The sequence below is a fragment of the Piscibacillus halophilus genome (assembly GCF_900110685.1).
In the GTDB taxonomy this organism is placed as follows: domain Bacteria; phylum Bacillota; class Bacilli; order Bacillales; family Alkalibacillaceae; genus Piscibacillus; species Piscibacillus halophilus.
The window spans coordinates 1-16,909 of record NZ_FOES01000049.1 but is presented as its reverse complement, the minus strand read 5'-3'; the positions used below and the strand labels follow the sequence as shown (position 1 = coordinate 16,909).

The following is a 16,909-nucleotide window of genomic DNA, read 5'->3' as shown; positions in this document are numbered from 1 at the left end:
GAGCAATTTCCGAATGAGGAATCGCTCAAACGTTATTTAGTCACGCAATTCCATCATTATATTGAAAAACATAGTATGCGATGTCATAGAGGGTTTGAAAAAGCTAAACCAGAACTACTTAAAATGTTTGAAGCTATCGAAACTTAATCTTCTTCAGTTTTGGAAGTTTAGCTGGTTCTCACCAAGCATCAAGCCAAATACGCTTGACCCTTGGTGAGAACCAGCTATGGGGTTAGTAACTGAAGAAGAAAGTCACAGTCCGACCTGCAAGGTCGTTTATAATAAATAACTAGCTTAATTCTTACAAAAGGGCTTAGTGTCATTTACACAAAATTATTGACACTCCCGTTTTGGTTCAAATTGGATCAAATATTATCATATTTAATACCTTTTCATACATCTTAATCCATTTATGCTTTTGCGGATAATTGATATAAATGGTTTCCGATGGATTAGATATACTTAAAATTTATAAGTATATTTCTGAACACGTTAAAACATTTGTCATACAAGAGTTCAAAACCTCTCTTTCTATTGGGAAAGGGAGGTTTTTATACGTATTAAAGTTATAAAAAAACCGTCAAATTCTATTTTGACGGTTTTACTATTGACTACCCTAATATCTTTTTAACATAGTTTTGTGTTTCCTCAAATGGAGGAACGCCTTGGTGTTGATCGACATTGCCAGGACCTGCGTTATAAGCGGCTAAAGCTAATTTTAAATCTCCGTCATAACGGTTGATCATATCTTTTAAGTACTTTGCTCCGCCTTCGATGTTTTGAACAGGGTCAAATACATTCGTAACTCCTAAAGCTCGTGCAGTTGCCGGCATTAACTGCATTAATCCAGCCGCTCCTGCTTGACTCACAGCCTCAGGATTAAAGTTCGATTCGGTTTGAATGACTTTACGTATTAGGTCCGCATCGAGCCCATATTGGTCAGCCACATTTTCAATGATGTCATCAAATTTACTTGGCTGGTCATAGGATATCTGTTGCATTGATACTGGCGACACAGAACTATGGGTAAAAGGAAGTTGATTGGGTTGATTCATCGTACTAGGCTGTTCCCCTTGTAAATAAAGCGATTCTACAGGGCTTTGTTGGTTTCCTAAATAGGATTCAAACAACTCTTTAAACATAGTATATGTATGGTCGGAAGATTGATTTCTCCCGAAGTCATTCGTTTGCATGGCTTTTTGATAATTTAGCATCGTTTCATATAAACGAGGTTCAATCATACTCTTCACCCGCTTCTAGTTAATTAACTAGATTATACCATATTCTACTAAAAATAAATTAGATATTGAGCATATCTTTGATGATTTCTTGATTTTTTTCTTTAAACCTTTCGTTGTGTGAAGACACGATCGCGCTGTGAGTCGCATTAGGGTCAATATAGCTTTTGGCTGAGTTGACGGCATTTACCGCATCTTGAAAAGCCCCAACCAATAAATGAACTTTTCCTTCATAGGCTATGATGTCCCCAGCTGCGAAAATTCCTTCCTGAGATGTACAGCCAAAAGAATTTCCTTTATAAAAATAACCATCTTTTCTTTCCAATTCTAAATCGGTTGATAAATTAAAGGAATCCTCCTGGTTATAGCCATGGGCAACCACGACATGGTCAACGTCTATAACATTCATTTCATTTGACTGTTCATTAAGTAGTTGTACTTGTTTAATGGATTGTCGATCACCGATTAATTTTTGAATCGTTGTGTTGTTAAGTAGAGTAGAGTCAGGGTGGTTCATTAACTTAGTGACATTGGCTTCATGGGCTGTAAAATTATCTTTTCTATAAATAACGATAACTTCTTTCGCTATGCCTAATAATTCATGTGCCCAATCGATTGCTGTATCACCGCCTCCAGATATTAAAACCTTCTGTTGATAAAATGGTTTTAAGGATGGGATGGTATAGTGAAGGTTTTGATTTTCATATTTTGATGAACCTTCTATATCTAGACGAGTGGGATTGATAATTCCGCCACCATTAGCCATAATAATCGAGTTGGAAATATGTTGCTCGCCATCATGAGTTGAGATGACAAAGTTGTCTTCTTGGTTTTTTTCAATGAAATCAACCTTTGTATTTGTGCACACACAAGGGTCAAATGTTAATCCTTGCTCGACAATTTGTTTAGCAAATTTTTCACCAAGGATTGGAGGTTGACCACCTACGTCCCAAATCAATTTTTCAGGGTATAAAAGGACTTTACCCCCAAGTTCGGGCTGATACTCGATAATTTTAGTTTTCATATTTCTTAATCCGCTGTAGAAGGCTGAATATAATCCTGCAGGCCCACCACCTATAATCGTCACATCATATAGATCACTCATATTAAAACCTCCCGGGAGTTGACATTTAATCAAAATGGAACTAATATATGGTTAGTAATTGATAATGATTATCATTATTGGCAATTTCATTTTATCATGTTTGCTTTATAAAGAAAAGAAAGGAAGAGCCAAATGAAAAAATATATGTTTGGGATTATGGTTTTATTAATTCTGGTGTTAGCAGCTTGTGGTAATAACGGCGAGGAGAATAACGCTAATCAAGATAAAAATGAAGACACGATTACATATGAATCTGAAACGGGTCCGATAGAAGTTCCTGCAGATCCACAACGTGTCGTGGTGTTATCATCTTATGCTGGAGATGTCATTCAGCTCGGCGTTAATATTGTTGGAGTGGATTCATGGTCAGCTAACAATCCAAATTTTGAAGAAGGTTTGAAAGATGCCGAAGTAGTTTCTAATGAGGATCTTGAGAAAATCATCGAGCTTGATCCGGACTTAATTTTAGGGTTAAACAACATTGAGAATGCTGATAAATTACAAGAAATAGCCCCGACTGTTTTATTCACGTATGGAAAAAATGATTATCTACAACAACACATTGAAATTGGTAAAGTCTTAAACAAAGAAGAAGAGGCAAAAGAATGGGTTGAAGATTTTAAGGCGAGAGCAGCTGAAGCTGGTGAAGAAATTAAACAGGAAATCGGTGAAGATGCAACCGTTACGGTCATTGAAAACTTTGAAAAACAGTTCTATTTATTTGGTGATAATTGGGCAAGAGGGACTGAAATTTTATATCAAGAAATGGGTTTGAATATGCCAGAAAAAGTTGAAGAGGTGGCATTAGAGCCAGGATATTTTGCCATTTCCCAAGAGGTTTTAGGGGATTATGCTGGTGACTATATTGTGATGAGCTTAACCTCTGAACAAGATACTAGCTTCCTTGATTCAAATTGGTATAACGAAGTTCCAGCAGTTAAGAACGACCAAGTGATTGAGGCTGATGCCAATAAGTTTTATTTTAACGATGCCTTATCATTAGACTATCAATTAGATTTCTTTAAAGAACAATTTTTAAATAACTAGTTTTGAAATAGATTGGGTGCGATTGTATGAAACGACTTCAAAATTTACCGCTATCCACTCATGTATTAGTGAATCTAATCCTACTATTCATAAGTCTGTTTGTAGCGATTTGGTTTGGGGCAGCTAATACTCGTTTGATTGATGTATGGAATGCCATTTCATCAAATAGTGAAGGTGAATACTATTCAATACTTAGAGAAATTAGAATACCAAGAGTGCTAGCAGCCTTTTTTGTCGGGAGTGCATTAGCCGTAGCTGGTGCGATCATGCAAGGTGTGACACGAAATCCATTAGCAGATCCTGGTTTACTAGGAATTACAGCAGGTGCGAATGCAGCACTTGCTGTAACTTTTGCCTTTATTCCCAACAGCTCATATTTATCTTTGATTCTAGCAAGTTTTGTTGGAGCTGGGATTGGAATGATTTTAGTCATAGGTATTAGTGCAGCGACAAATGGAGGCTTATCTCCACTAAAATTAGTTTTAGCAGGAGCAGCCATCACAGCTTTCTTACAAGCCATCGCTGATGGGGTTGGCCTGTTATTTCAAATTACAAAAGATGTTTCAATGTGGACAGCTGGTGGCTTAGTTGGAACGAGTTGGAACGCTTTAATCGTGACGCCAGTCATTATTGTAGGGTTAGTCATCAGTTTGTTGATGGGAAAAGTATTAACCACATTAAGTATTAACGAAGACGTTGCCGTCGGTTTAGGTCAAAAAACGAAATTAGTTAAGGCCATCTTATTGGTTTTGGTGGTAGTGCTAGCCGGAGCTGCAGTGGCTTTAGTCGGTAACTTGGCTTTTGTAGGGCTAATGATTCCACATATCGTAAGGTTTTTGGTTGGAACCGATTATCAACGGATTATTCCGATTTGTATACTTGTCGGTGGCTTATTTATGATTCTGGCTGATTTTATAGGTCGTACGGTTAATGCTCCTTTTGAAGTTCCAGTAGTTGCGATCGTGGCTGTAATCGGCCTGCCGTTCTTTCTCCTTCTAGTGCGGAAAGGAGGTCGCCAATTTGAATCATAGTGAAACAAAACGATTTCAAAAGTGGTTCATATTTTTTATCATCCTATCAATCTTAATATGGATTGGGGCTATTTCGTTGGGAAGCTCATCGTTATCGATTGATCGATTAATCTCAACGTTAATGGGTAGAGGTACTTTTAAGGAAGAGTTTATTTTATTCTCTGTGAGACTGCCAAGAATGCTTGTGTTATGTCTGGCAGGAGCTGCATTAGCTACTGCGGGAGCGATATTACAGACGATATCTAAAAATGATTTAGCGGATCCTGGTATTATTGGGATTAACGCTGGAGCAGGTTTAGGAATTACGATTTTTTATTTGTTTGTTGAATCGGACATTCAACATTATGCTTATGTTTTACCGGTCGTTGGATTTATAAGTGCGTTATTGACGGCAGTATGTGTTTACATTTTTTCATATTCAAAGCATAGTGGAATTCAACCTGTTAAGTTGGTGTTAGTTGGTGTCGGGTTTGCCTCAGCTTTATCAGGGTTAATGATGATCTTAATTTCTTCTTCTGAGCGCCAGGAAGTAGAGTTTGTCGCTCAGTGGTTAGCTGGAAGTATCTGGGGAGCTGACTGGCCATTTATCGTTGCGCTTCTACCATGGCTAGTCATTGGTTTAGTGATTGTGTTTATAAAGCATAAAACGTTGGACATTATTTCAATGGGAGAAGACCGTGCTCGAGGTTTAGGAGTGCTTATCTCTAGAGAACGATTGTTATTAATGTTAGTTGCGGTAGCTTTGGCAGCAGCGGCCGTATCTGTGACGGGTGGTATTAGCTTTGTAGGTTTAATGGCACCTCATATAGCGAGACAAATCATAGGCCCAGTTCATAAGTGGTATTTACCAATCGCTATACTAGTAGGTTCCTCATTATTAGTTTTAGCGGATACGATTGGTAGAATCATAGTTGACTTCAGTACCATACCTGCGGGAATTATTGTTGCTCTTATTGGTTCACCGTATTTTATTTATCTATTAATTAAAAGTCATTAAATAGAATGATTATAATCCTTAACTCATATGTATATAGAGTTAAGGATTATTTTTTTACTTCTGTAAACGAAATGTATTGTATATGTAATATTCGAATTCCGAAATAAGTCTATTTTTTAGTACGTTTTACCCTAATTTCGACATTATACGACATTATACGCTAAATTATCTTAAAATTAGTCAAATTTAAAATATTGAAAAAATTACAAAAGTCTGTTTATATTAATTCATAGCAAAAAAACGAGGAACTTTCTCCAAGAGTTTTGAACTATTTTTTGGTTCATGCATGATCCAAAAGTACATATTTTCGGGATAAAAAATATGGGGTGTTGCTAGGTGACAAACGAGACAGTATTAGATGTTAAAGATTTAAAAACTTACTTTTACTTGGATGATAACCAAGTAGCTAAAGCTGTAGATGATGTAGATCTAACCGTTAGAGCTGGGGAAACTGTAGCTTTAGTTGGGGAATCAGGAAGTGGTAAAAGTATTACATCATTATCCATTATGCAGTTAATTAATAAACCTGGAAAAATTGTTAATGGTGAAATTAGTTTGCTAGGACGTAATTTGCTAGAGCTTACTGACAAGCAAATGACTAAAGTCCGAGGTAATGACGTCGCAATGATTTTCCAAGAACCGATGACAGCATTGAACCCTGTTTACACAGTCGGTAATCAAATTATGGAAGTGCTGAGAAAACATAAGAATATGAGTAAGAAGCAGGCACGTCAACGGGCAATTGATTTACTAAAATTGGTTGGATTTCCGAGAGCAGAAGAAACAGTGAATGAATATCCTCACCAATTATCTGGTGGAATGAGGCAACGTGCCATGATAGCTATTGCGATTTCTTGTGATCCGAAGCTACTCATAGCAGATGAGCCTACCACAGCATTAGATGTAACGATTCAAGCTCAAATACTAGATTTGATGAGTGAAATGAAGGACCGACTAGATATGGGGCTGCTACTAATTACCCATGATTTAGGAGTCGTCGCTGAATATGCTGACCGAGTTCTCGTAATGTATGGTGGTCAGATTGTAGAGCAAGCACCGAAGCGTCATTTGTTTAAAGACCCTAAACACCCATATACAGAGGGTCTATTAGAGAGTCTTCCAAGTGTTCATAAAGAAGAAGAGAGGTTAGGGACGATTAAAGGTACTGTCCCACCTGCCCATAAATTCCCTAAAGGGTGCCGTTTTTCAAGTCGCTGTCCTCATGCGATGGAGAAGTGTTTTGAAACGAATCCGGAATTAATGGATTTAGACCATGAGCGTGCAGTGCGCTGTTATTTATACACAGAGGATTAAGGAGGCTAATCATGGCGACGGTTGATGAAAAACAAGTAGTGCAAACAGATCAAGAAACGATTGTTAAAGTTGAAGACTTAAAAAAATATTTTCCGATAAAAGGTGGCATTCTTAAACGTACGATTGGTCATGTGAAAGCTGTTGATGGTGTCACTTTCGATATTAAAAAAGGTGAAACATTAGGAATAGTTGGGGAGTCTGGGTCAGGTAAATCGACACTTGGCCGGATGATCTTAAGGTTATTAGAGCCTACTGAAGGCAAGATTCTTTTTCAAGAAAATGATATCACACATTTAAAAAATCATAAGATGCGTCCAATTAGAAAAGATATGCAGATTATCTTTCAGGATCCATTTGCATCATTAAATACAAAAATGAGCGTTGAACAGTTAATCGAAGAGCCGTTACTTATTCAAACTAATATGACGAAGAAAGAACGAAAAGAGAAAGTAAAAGAGTTACTCGAAAAAGTAGGGCTAAGAGCAAGTGATCGATTGAAATATCCACACGAATTTTCAGGAGGTCAACGCCAGCGTATTAGTATTGCAAGAGCATTAGCTATTAATCCAAAGTTTGTTATTGCGGATGAAGCTGTATCAGCATTAGATGTGTCGATCCAAGCCCAAGTTCTAAATCTTATGTCAGATTTACAAGAAGATTTCGGTTTAACGTATTTATTTATTTCACACGATTTAAGTGTTGTTAAACATATTAGTGATCGAGTGGGTGTGATGTATTTAGGCAGGTTAGCAGAAATCGCACCTAAAAAGGACATTTATGAGAATCCACTACATCCATATACTCAAGCATTGTTATCTTCAATCCCAGATACGGACGTTGATCGAGAACGCGAGACCGTTCATTTAGAGGGTGACTTGCCAAGCCCATCAAACCCGCCGAGTGGCTGTGCTTTTAGAACGCGTTGCCCAATGGCACACGAGAGGTGTGCGGTTGATCGGCCTGAGCTACAACATATGGGTGAAGGTCACTATGTTGCTTGTCACCTATATGATGAATAAACACTTTACATAATTTTTAGGAGGTGATGATAGGGCTGCATAATCGTTTAAAGTTTTGTTTTCTTTAATTAAACCAAAGGGGGATTAAGTATTGTTAAACAAAAAGTTTTGGTATTTATTACTAGTGTTGACGATTTTTGCATTCTTGCTCGTAGCTTGTAACAGTGAGAGTAGTGATGAACCAGAAGATGAAGACCCAGATACGGAGCAGGAAGAAGAGAGTAATGAAGACGAGGAAGAAGAATCAGAGCAGGAAGGACCTGTAGCTGGTGGTGAAATTGTTGGGGCTATGGATACAGCTCCAGCAGGGGTATTTAACCCGATTTTTTATCAGGAAGCATATGAGGCTAATATTTTAGATTTTACTCATGAAGGGTTAGTATCTCAGAATGATAGCTTAGAATTTATCCCATCTTTAGCTCATGACTGGGAAATTAACGAAGACCAAACTGAAATCACATTATACTTAGAAGAAGGTGTTACATGGCATGATGGTGAAGACTTTACAGCCGATGACGTTGTCTTCACTTACACTACGATTGCATCACCTGGATATGTAGAAGCTGGTGGAATACGTACAGAGTATGTAACTCCACTAGAGGGTTATGAAGAGTTTAATGCAGGAGAAACAGAAGAATTTGCTGGGGTTACAGCTGAGGATGATCATACGGTCACATTCCATTTTGCTGAGCCAAACGTAAACCCACTTTATTATGTTGGTTTCCCTATTATTCCTGAACATGTATTTGCAGATGTTGCTATTGAAGATATGCCGACACATGAAGCAACTTTAGACCCAGGAAAAGTTATTGGTACTGGACCATTTGCTTTTACAGATATGGTAGAACGTGAAGAATATGTTTTAACTCGTCACGATGATTACTGGCAAGGTCAGCCATACTTAGAGAAAATCACTTGGCAAATCGTAGATCAGTCCGTCATTACAAGTTTATTAGAGACTGGTGATATTGATTTTGTTGCTGATCCAAGCGGTGTACCTGCTGCAGATTATGAAATGGTTGAAGGTTATGACAATGTTGAGTTAATTGAACAACCGGACTTCGGTTATCAAATAATGGGCTTCAAGCTTAACTACCGTACTGAAGAAGATGTAGAAGCAGGAACAATTGATCCTGATAATTGGGTAGAAAATCCTGATGTAGCTGATCAACAAGTACGTCAAGCAATTGCTTATGCGATTGACCGTCAAGGTTTAGTAGATGGTTTATTGTATGGTCGTGGTAGTGTTATTAACGCACCAATCGCACAGCAATTCTGGGCATATACTGAGGACGTTCCACAGTATGAACATAGTACTGATGAAGCAGAAGCATTATTAGATGATGCGGGTTATGTTGACACGGATGGAGACGGATTCCGCGAAAATCCAGATGGAGAAGAGTGGGTACTAGAATTAGCTTACCCTACTGGAAACCAAATCCGTGAGCGTTCGGCTCCAGTCATTCAAGAGAACTTAGAAGCGGTAGGAATTAAAGTGAACCTACGTCAGCCGAAAGAAATGTCTGCGTATGTAGAAGATGTTATGGAAAATGATGTTGATAATGGAGTAGATTTATATTTAATCGGTTGGTCTCTAGGAAGTGGAGACCCTGACCCAAGTGGTCTTTGGAATATTACCGCAGCATATAACATGTCTCGTTGGAACAACCCTGACTCTGATGAGTTAATCTTTAAAGCATTAGAAGCTCCAGATGCTTTTGAGCAAGAGTTCCGTAAACAGACATATCAAGAATGGCAAGAATTATTTGCGACCGATTTACCAGCTGTATTACTTTACGCTCAAAACAAAATTTATGGATTTAACGAGCGTTTAAATGGTATTGATCCATTACCGTATAGCATGATTAACGATCCACACTTATGGTGGGTAGATGACGCTGAGTAAGATTTAATGGTTGTTTTGGGTATGTGAGGGTTGTCTCGCATACCCATCCCCTTTTTTGAACAGGGAGGAATATTATGTATAAATATATCATTCGTAGAATATTAGTCTTTATACCTATGTTATTTGCGTTATCCGTGATTGTTTTTGCGTTAGCTAAAGCAGCCCCTGGAGATCCATTTACAACGATGCTTGATCCGAACGTTGATCGTGAAGTATTCGAAGAAAGAAAAGAAGCTCTTGGCTTAAACGATCCAGTACCTGTTCAATATGCTCGCTGGATTGGAAGTGCGGTACAAGGGGATTTTGGTGAATCGATTGTTTATAATGGTCGTCCAGTTATGGATTTAATTCAAGCACGTTTTTGGAATACGATTTACTTAGGGTTAGTTGCCTTGTTTTTTACTATTATCGTAGCTATTCCAATTGGAATCTATTCTGCTAGAAACCCTTATTCCATGTTAGATTATGCAGCGACTGGGTTCGGGTTTATAGGTTTAGCTATTCCAAATTTCTTCTTTGGATTACTAGCTATTTACTTTTTATCGATCAAATTAGGTTGGTTTCCTCCTCAGGGAACAGTTAGTGGAAGTGAAGTTTCAGGCTTTCAGGAGTTTGTTGACCGCATGCATCACATGATTTTGCCAGGAATCACTCTTGGGTTAGCCAGTACTGCTACATACATGCGCTATATGCGTTCAGAGGTATTGGATGTTTTAGGTAGTGATTACATTCGGACGGCTAAAGCTAAAGGGATGACAGATCATAACGTCTTATATAAACACACGTTGCGTAACGCCTTAATACCTATTATTACATTAATGGGGTTTGAATTTGGCGTATTAGTTGGTGGAGCTGTCATTACAGAAAGAGTATTTAACTATCCGGGTCTCGGTACATTATTTCTAGATGCAATTATTAACCGTGATTACCCAATTGTCATGGCCTTAACTCTGATCTTTGGAGTGTTTATCTTAGTGGGTAATTTACTTGCGGATATCTTCTACAGCATTGTTGATCCGAGAATTCGTTACGATTAGAGGTGAATGACATGGAAATAGAAACACTGAAAACACCAAACACTAACCCGGAGTACTCTGAACAAGAAGGTAAAAGTAAAAGTCCGTATCAATTAGCGTTAAGGCGTTTTATGAAAAATAAGCTTGCCGTTATTGGCGTTATTACGATGGTGATTATCATTGTAATGTCTTTTTCCGCACCGTTACTAACCGATCATAACCCGACTCAAACGAACATGTTGATGATTGAACAGCCACCAAGTAGTGAACATATTTTAGGGACAGATGGCTCTGGCCGAGATAACTGGGCTCGTTTGTTATACGGTTCAAGAGTTTCGTTAGTTGTCGGTTTTAGTGCTATGTTCTTTACTTTAATCATTGGAGTTATACTTGGTTCGCTATCCGGTTATTACAAAGGGTTCGTAGATAGTTTGATTATGCGGGCAACGGATTTAGTCTTAGCCTTGCCATTCTTAGTTTTGGCCTTGACGGTTATGTCATTAGTAGAGAATATTACAGTTACATTATTTGTAACCATTATTGCGCTGGTAAGTTGGCCGACTTTAACACGTATTATTCGAGGGTCATTCTTATCCTTGCGTGAGCAAGAGTTTGTACTAGGGGCTAAAGCTATTGGTGCATCTGATATGAGAATTGTCTTCAGACATATGATTCCCAATGCGATTGGGCCAATTGTGGTTAATGCTACATTAATGGTAGCCATTATGATCATTGCAGAGGCCGGTTTAAGTTTTATTGGGATGGGGATTCCACAACCTCAACCAACTTGGGGTAATATGCTGAATGAAGCTTTGAGTGTCCGTATTTTGAGACATCATTGGTACACTTGGATTCCACCTGGTGTTTGTATACTCGTTACCGTACTTGCCATTAATTTTATCGGTGACGGATTAAGAGACGCCTTTGATCCAAAAAGTAATCAACGTTAATCCTGCTGAGCTATCAGTAGGATTTTTTATTTTACATAAGCTTTGCTTACTTAATTCATCTTCTTAAAAACGTCGCTTATTAAATAAAAATGTTCATATTTTAACTGCCTTGTCCATATATTTAGACGAGGAGGTTTGAAAATGAAGCGGGTCACCTATTTTTTGTTATGGATTTTAGCTTTAATATTACTATTTTATTTTTTGAGAATGCCTTTGGCGTCTTCAGAACCACACCCTAGTCAAGTAACGATGCCATTAGCTGGACAAGTCATTGTTCTTGATCCAGGGCATGGAGGTGTTGACGGTGGTGCTGATCACGGAGATATTTATGAAAAATCAATCGTATTAAATACCACCTTATATTTGAGAGATTATTTGTTGGGAGCGGGGGGAGAAGTCCATTTAACGAGGGATCGTGATAAGGACTTAGCACCTGAAGAAATGAAAGGATATTCTAAAAGAAAAGCCTATGACATAAGAAAACGAGTGGATTTTATTCAGGAAAAAAACGCTGATTTATTCGTTAGCCTCCATTTAAATTCCATGCCGAATGAAAGATGGAAGGGTGGCCAAGCTTTTTATTACCCAGGTGATGAAAATGAAGCGTTAGCAGAAGCCGTTCAAGAAAGAATCCGGGAAACGACAGAAACAAACCGAAGTGCTTTTTCAACTTCTAATATATATATTTTAAAAAGAGCAGAAACAACAGGCACTTTAGTTGAGTTGGGTTTTTTATCTAATTCATCAGAACGTGAAAAGCTATTAACAGATGACTACCAAAGGGAGCTTGCCTTTGCAGTTTATCAAGGCATTATTGAATATGTACAAGGTGAACATGAAACTGGTAATCAAGTTGACTGAGAGTTTTTAAATTTTATGTTATACTAGCCTTGAAGTTAGAAGAACTCGTCTCATGACGAGTTTTCTTTAGCATAAAATTGAGAGAACCTAAAGGAAGGTGTAGTCGTTGATTACCGAAGATCGTATCAGAGAGTTGCTTAATCCGGTCCAGGATCCTCATATACATAAAACATTTGAGGAAACAGGAGCCATTGAAAATATAAAAATTAAAGAAGAGAAGAATCATGTAAGTGTTAAAATTGCGCTAGCTGAGCCGAATTCAGCTGAACAAATGCAATTACAACAAGAAATTGTTGGGATGCTTAAGAAAGAGGGCGTTGCTACAGTAGGGCTTCGCTTTACAGAATTGCCAGAAGAACAACGTCAAGAATATATTAGCGCTGCGAATGAAGAGAAGGAAGCAAACCTAATTGGACAAACTGGAACTAAGTTTATTTCCATTGCAAGTGGTAAAGGTGGGGTTGGTAAATCCACTGTTACAGTCAATCTAGCAGTCGCCTTAGCTCGTTTAGGTAAAAAGGTCGGCATTGTAGATGCAGACATCTATGGCTTTAGTGTTCCAGATATGATGGGGATTGAGAATCGCCCACAAGTACGTGGTCAAAAAATTATTCCAGTTGAGCGATTTGGCGTTCAAGTGATTTCGATGGGCTTTTTCGTAGAAGATAACTCACCAATTATTTGGCGTGGACCTATGCTCGGTAAAATGTTAACGAGCTTCTTTAAAGAAGTGGAGTGGGGCGATTTAGACTATCTATTATTAGATTTACCGCCTGGAACAGGGGATATTGCTTTAGACGTACAAGAATTATTACCGTCTTCTAAACAAGTAATTGTGACAACACCTCACCCAACTGCGGCATTCGTTGCAGCTCGTGCAGGACAAATGGCGCTTAAAGCAGACCATGATATTATTGGTATTGTTGAAAACATGTCTTATTTCGAAAGTTCAATTACAGGTCAGCGTGAATATGTATTTGGTGAAGGTGGAGGAGACAAGCTCGCAGAAGTTTTAGAAACGGATGTACTTGGTCGTTTACCTTTACAACAGCCATATGATGAAGAAGATATCTTTGCACCTGGTGTCTATCAGGAAGATCACCCTACAGGTAAAATTTTCTTAAGTATAGCTAATAAGCTTGTTAAACGTAGTTAATAATAAAAAGTCTGTCCGAGATTGGACAGACTTTTTTACGTTATGATTGGCCACCACCACCGCCGCCTTCGCCTTCTTGTTGTCCACCACTATTTCCGCCGCCGTTACCACCGCTACCTTGTTGTTGATCTTGTTGCTGCTGATTACCTTCTTGAGATTTTTTGGCTTCTTCAGCGGCTTTTAGTAGTACTTCTTGCATCTGAGCTTTAAATAACGGGCTATTCAACGTTTCTTGAATCGTTTCTTCTAAATGAGATTTAAATTGTTGGCTTTTTAAAGCAGATTGTATCATTTTTTGCATCTCTTCGTTTTGAAAAAGTTGAATCATTCGAGCCTGATAGGTGGAATCATTCATTAACCCTTTAATCAATTCTTCATCGGCTTCTTTGGTGGCATTGACATAGGCTTGAACAAACGAAGGGTCTTCAAATAATGTTTTCCAAAACTCTTTCCCTTTCTCACTGTCGACGGTTTGTTCAAGTGATTGCTTAACCACATCTGAATTAAGCACTAATTGCTGTTTCATTTCTTCTTCAGCTAAAAGCTCTTTGACTGCCTTCTTTCCGTCATCTGTTTTTAAGATATCGACGACCATTTTTTTAGTGGCTTCGTATTCTGGGCTTTGTTGTGAGCTTTCTCCTCCGCCTTGGTTACACGCAGTTAAAAATATAATGAACACTAATATGATTAAGTGAAATTTTTTCATCATAATGACTCCTTTAAAAGAGTTACTTAGTTGTTAATATTAGATGGATGTGAAAAAATATACACATTTGAGGGAAGCAATAAAAGGCAATAAATGATAAAATACCATAGGAAAGGAAATGATTAGGGGGAAGATTCGTGACAATACGTAAGTGGTTAAGATTTTTCTCAATGGCCTTATTAATTGGGGCAGTCGTCACTGTCATTACCAGCTTTTTTGTACAAGCTGATGCATATACACCATACTTAGAGCCATTTGACTTATGGAATCTAACGGGAGCCGTTTTATGGTTTATTGGTTGGGGCTTAGTTTATAGTGTGATTAGTCAAATGGGCTTTTTCGCATACTTAACAGTCCATCAGTTTGGAAGAGGTTTCTTTGGGTTCTTTTGGACGCATGTCCAAATTGTGCTTATTTTAATTGTGTTATTCGATTTAGTTTATTTAAGATACACAAGAACTGATGATCCGGGAAGTTTATTTCCTTATCTAATTGTGCCAGCTATGTTACTTATTTATTCATATGCTGTAGCTAAGGTTAAAGCTAAGGAAACGCATCCTAGAGCCTTTTTACCAGCATTGTTCTTTATGATCGTTGTAACAACGGTTGAATGGATTCCAGCATTAAGAGTCGATGAGCGTGAGTGGGTTATGTTAATGATTGTTCCATTATTAGCCGTGAATACTTATCAGTTATTAACATTGCATAAGATTGTAGGGTTTAATGAAGGACCTACAGAATCGAAAGATCATAAAAAGAAAAAAGGTAGCAAATAATGTGTTGAGCCCCAAAAGTTAGAGAGTTAATCTGGCTTCTGGGGCCACTACATTTGCTACTCTTTTTTAATTGATCGGGTTTAATTTTATCTTTGCAGGGGATAATAACTCCGTGACGGTTACAAAGTTATACCCTTCATCTTTTTTGAGTTGTATGAGTTGACGAATAATTTCTGGAGTTGGAGTTAAGTCATCATGAGCTTTAAACATGATAATGTCACCCTTGGATAATTCATCAACTATGGACATGGCTTTTTGTTCAGGGTCTGTATCACCTTGAATATTTGCAAAATGACTCCAAAATACGGTGCGATAACCAAGCTCGTTGATATGTTCAACTACTGACTGGTTGTACCTATTTTCAGGAGGTCGAACTAATGTTAGTGGTTCATAATCTAGTCTTTTTAAAGTGTCTTCACCATTTTGGATATCTTCTGTTATTTGTTCCTCGGTTAAATCTTCGTAATGGTCTCTATAAAAACCTAAAAGTCCAACTTCATGGTTTTCTTCAATAATAAGTTTGGCAATTTCTTCATTTCTTAACGCCCATTCTCCATTAATAAAGAAAGTGGCTTTAACCTTCTCTTCTCGTAATATTTCAAGAATCTCAATTATAATGTCATCCCCCCAGGATACATTAATGGTTATCGCAATCTCTTCCTCATCTTTAACCGCTTTACTAATCCCACCTGTAGATTGGACAGATGCACGAGGTTCAAAAACATAAGTTGATGATAGTTGATATGAAAAATATACGATCATGCCTATTAATGCGAAGAAGATCCACCTTTTCCAACTTGTCCAATTTAAAACAAAAAACATCATACATCCAACCTTTGCATCATATTTTCTTGTGAAATGTATATCAGACTTACGAACTGCTTATATTGATGAGTACGCAGCAATAAATGAGCTTAATAAATGTGTATGCGTGAAAGATGTAGTTTAGAAGAAGTAATAAATTTTCTCTTAAAAATCGTAAGTGGGATGTGAATGTGTTGCTAGGATTATTAATTACAGAACAAGAACAAAAGGAATTAGAATATTTGTTGAAAAGAGAAATGGATGAGCTGATTTATGATTTCAATTATGAAAATATGGATTCGAGAGTCAAAGAAGCCATTAAGGAACGCTATGTATTATTATTTAATATATTTAAAAGGATGGCCAATCATTCTTCGTGTATAAAATACACTCCGAGAAAGAACTTCCCTAATGTAAAATAACCTCGTTACATATCATCAATGTATGAAAATTTTAAATTAATAAAATTACAATTTACGTATTGTCAATTATATGACCCTGTGATACTATAATTTTTGTCGTCAAAACGAGACGAAATAACAAGTTAAAAACTTAGTAAAAAAGTTATTAAAAACTTGTTGACAACTGATTGTTGCTATGATAAATTTAATTTCGTCGTCAAAACGCGACAACAAATTTTGAACCTTGAAAACTAAACAAAATAGCCTGTAGTCAATTTCTTATTTCTTTCTGGATTGGCGGAAGGAAATGAACGACATTAGCCAATCAAACTACTTTTATGGAGAGTTTGATCCTGGCTCAGGACGAACGCTGGCGGCGTGCCTAATACATGCAAGTCGAGCGCGGGAAGCAAACTGAATCCTTCGGGAGGACGTTTGTGGAACGAGCGGCGGACGGGTGAGTAACACGTGGGCAACCTGCCTGTAAGACTGGGATAACTCCGGGAAACCGGGGCTAATACCGGATAACTCATCGGATCGCATGATCCGAGGTTGAAAGATGGCTTCTTGCTATCACTTACA

Annotated in this window: 16 protein-coding genes, 1 rRNA gene and 1 pseudogene; 14 read left to right on the top strand and 4 right to left on the bottom strand. The window is 37.7% G+C overall.

All coding sequences use genetic code 11. The annotated features are described in order from the left end of the window. A pseudogene (locus BMY57_RS16370) lies at positions 1 to 147 on the top strand (IS256 family transposase); the annotation flags it as partial. A gap of 464 nt (positions 148 to 611) precedes the next feature. On the opposite strand, the gene BMY57_RS16435 reads toward BMY57_RS16370, so the two are convergent. Continuing rightward, complete coding sequence (locus BMY57_RS16435) at positions 612 to 1,241, bottom strand: lytic transglycosylase domain-containing protein (protein ID WP_305728830.1); 630 nt, start codon at positions 1,239 to 1,241, stop codon at positions 612 to 614. A 58-nt stretch (positions 1,242 to 1,299) separates the two neighbouring features. Continuing rightward, positions 1,300 to 2,343, bottom strand: coding sequence for an NAD(P)/FAD-dependent oxidoreductase (locus BMY57_RS14205; RefSeq protein WP_091775721.1), 1,044 nt, complete (start codon positions 2,341 to 2,343; stop codon positions 1,300 to 1,302). A 132-nt stretch (positions 2,344 to 2,475) separates the two neighbouring features. Between BMY57_RS14205 and BMY57_RS14200 the strand changes: the two genes are divergently transcribed. From BMY57_RS14200 to salA, 10 genes are all read left to right on the top strand, one after another. Continuing rightward, entirely contained in the window at positions 2,476 to 3,390 is a 915-nt protein-coding gene (locus tag BMY57_RS14200) for an iron-hydroxamate ABC transporter substrate-binding protein (protein ID WP_091775718.1), read from the top strand. Positions 3,391 to 3,416: 26 nt separating this feature from the next. Then, on the top strand, positions 3,417 to 4,421 hold the full coding sequence (locus BMY57_RS14195; protein ID WP_091775716.1) for a FecCD family ABC transporter permease: 1,005 nt from the start codon (positions 3,417 to 3,419) through the stop codon (positions 4,419 to 4,421). After that, positions 4,411 to 5,418, top strand: coding sequence for a FecCD family ABC transporter permease (locus BMY57_RS14190; RefSeq protein WP_091775713.1), 1,008 nt, complete (start codon positions 4,411 to 4,413; stop codon positions 5,416 to 5,418). The genes BMY57_RS14195 and BMY57_RS14190 overlap by 11 nt, the downstream gene beginning before the upstream one ends. A gap of 336 nt (positions 5,419 to 5,754) precedes the next feature. Next, entirely contained in the window at positions 5,755 to 6,732 is a 978-nt protein-coding gene (locus BMY57_RS14185; RefSeq protein WP_091775710.1) for an ABC transporter ATP-binding protein, read from the top strand. 11 nt (positions 6,733 to 6,743) lie between these two features. Further along, entirely contained in the window at positions 6,744 to 7,751 is a 1,008-nt protein-coding gene (locus BMY57_RS14180) for an ABC transporter ATP-binding protein (RefSeq protein WP_091775707.1), read from the top strand. A gap of 91 nt (positions 7,752 to 7,842) precedes the next feature. Continuing rightward, on the top strand, positions 7,843 to 9,657 hold the full coding sequence (locus tag BMY57_RS14175) for a peptide-binding protein (RefSeq protein ID WP_091775704.1): 1,815 nt from the start codon (positions 7,843 to 7,845) through the stop codon (positions 9,655 to 9,657). A 74-nt stretch (positions 9,658 to 9,731) separates the two neighbouring features. Then, positions 9,732 to 10,694 carry an ABC transporter permease gene (locus BMY57_RS14170; RefSeq protein ID WP_091775701.1) on the top strand — a complete coding sequence of 321 codons (963 nt, stop codon included), beginning with the start codon at positions 9,732 to 9,734 and terminating at the stop codon, positions 10,692 to 10,694. 11 nt (positions 10,695 to 10,705) lie between these two features. Beyond that, positions 10,706 to 11,623, top strand: coding sequence for an oligopeptide ABC transporter permease (gene opp4C, locus BMY57_RS14165; RefSeq protein WP_091775697.1), 918 nt, complete (start codon positions 10,706 to 10,708; stop codon positions 11,621 to 11,623). A gap of 141 nt (positions 11,624 to 11,764) precedes the next feature. Continuing rightward, positions 11,765 to 12,484 carry an N-acetylmuramoyl-L-alanine amidase gene (locus BMY57_RS14160; RefSeq protein WP_091775694.1) on the top strand — a complete coding sequence of 240 codons (720 nt, stop codon included), beginning with the start codon at positions 11,765 to 11,767 and terminating at the stop codon, positions 12,482 to 12,484. 106 nt (positions 12,485 to 12,590) lie between these two features. Beyond that, positions 12,591 to 13,640, top strand: coding sequence for an iron-sulfur carrier protein/transcriptional regulator SalA (gene salA / locus BMY57_RS14155; RefSeq protein ID WP_091775691.1), 1,050 nt, complete (start codon positions 12,591 to 12,593; stop codon positions 13,638 to 13,640). Positions 13,641 to 13,680: 40 nt separating this feature from the next. Here the strand turns inward: salA and gerD are convergent, their stop codons facing one another. Beyond that, positions 13,681 to 14,346 carry a spore germination lipoprotein GerD gene (gene gerD, locus BMY57_RS14150; protein WP_256205322.1) on the bottom strand — a complete coding sequence of 222 codons (666 nt, stop codon included), beginning with the start codon at positions 14,344 to 14,346 and terminating at the stop codon, positions 13,681 to 13,683. A 137-nt stretch (positions 14,347 to 14,483) separates the two neighbouring features. On the opposite strand from gerD, the gene BMY57_RS14145 reads away from it, so the two are divergent. After that, on the top strand, positions 14,484 to 15,122 hold the full coding sequence (locus BMY57_RS14145; protein ID WP_091775684.1) for a KinB-signaling pathway activation protein: 639 nt from the start codon (positions 14,484 to 14,486) through the stop codon (positions 15,120 to 15,122). 66 nt (positions 15,123 to 15,188) lie between these two features. Here the strand turns inward: BMY57_RS14145 and BMY57_RS14140 are convergent, their stop codons facing one another. Continuing rightward, positions 15,189 to 15,944, bottom strand: coding sequence for a polysaccharide deacetylase family protein (locus BMY57_RS14140; protein WP_175616029.1), 756 nt, complete (start codon positions 15,942 to 15,944; stop codon positions 15,189 to 15,191). Between the two features lie 176 nt (positions 15,945 to 16,120). On the opposite strand from BMY57_RS14140, the gene BMY57_RS14135 reads away from it, so the two are divergent. Both BMY57_RS14135 and BMY57_RS14130 read left to right on the top strand, forming a co-directional pair. Then, positions 16,121 to 16,348: a hypothetical protein gene (locus tag BMY57_RS14135; protein ID WP_091775678.1), complete on the top strand. Its 228-nt coding sequence runs from the start codon at positions 16,121 to 16,123 to the stop codon at positions 16,346 to 16,348. Between the two features lie 314 nt (positions 16,349 to 16,662). Beyond that, positions 16,663 to 16,909 (top strand): 16S ribosomal RNA (locus BMY57_RS14130); the annotation flags it as partial.

Bases quoted from the DNA above. Each gene is read 5' to 3' on its own strand.
- BMY57_RS16435 (WP_305728830.1), bottom strand. From the start codon at position 1,241: ATGATTGAACCTCGTTTATATGAAACGATGCTAAATTATCAAAAAGCC.
- BMY57_RS14205 (WP_091775721.1), bottom strand. From the start codon at position 2,343: ATGAGTGATCTATATGATGTGACGATTATAGGTGGTGGGCCTGCAGGA.
- BMY57_RS14200 (WP_091775718.1), top strand. From the start codon at position 2,476: ATGAAAAAATATATGTTTGGGATTATGGTTTTATTAATTCTGGTGTTA.
- BMY57_RS14195 (WP_091775716.1), top strand. From the start codon at position 3,417: ATGAAACGACTTCAAAATTTACCGCTATCCACTCATGTATTAGTGAAT.
- BMY57_RS14180 (WP_091775707.1), top strand. From the start codon at position 6,744: ATGGCGACGGTTGATGAAAAACAAGTAGTGCAAACAGATCAAGAAACG.
- BMY57_RS14170 (WP_091775701.1), top strand. From the start codon at position 9,732: ATGTATAAATATATCATTCGTAGAATATTAGTCTTTATACCTATGTTA.
- opp4C (WP_091775697.1), top strand. From the start codon at position 10,706: ATGGAAATAGAAACACTGAAAACACCAAACACTAACCCGGAGTACTCT.
- BMY57_RS14160 (WP_091775694.1), top strand. From the start codon at position 11,765: ATGAAGCGGGTCACCTATTTTTTGTTATGGATTTTAGCTTTAATATTA.
- gerD (WP_256205322.1), bottom strand. From the start codon at position 14,346: ATGAAAAAATTTCACTTAATCATATTAGTGTTCATTATATTTTTAACT.
- BMY57_RS14140 (WP_175616029.1), bottom strand. From the start codon at position 15,944: ATGTTTTTTGTTTTAAATTGGACAAGTTGGAAAAGGTGGATCTTCTTC.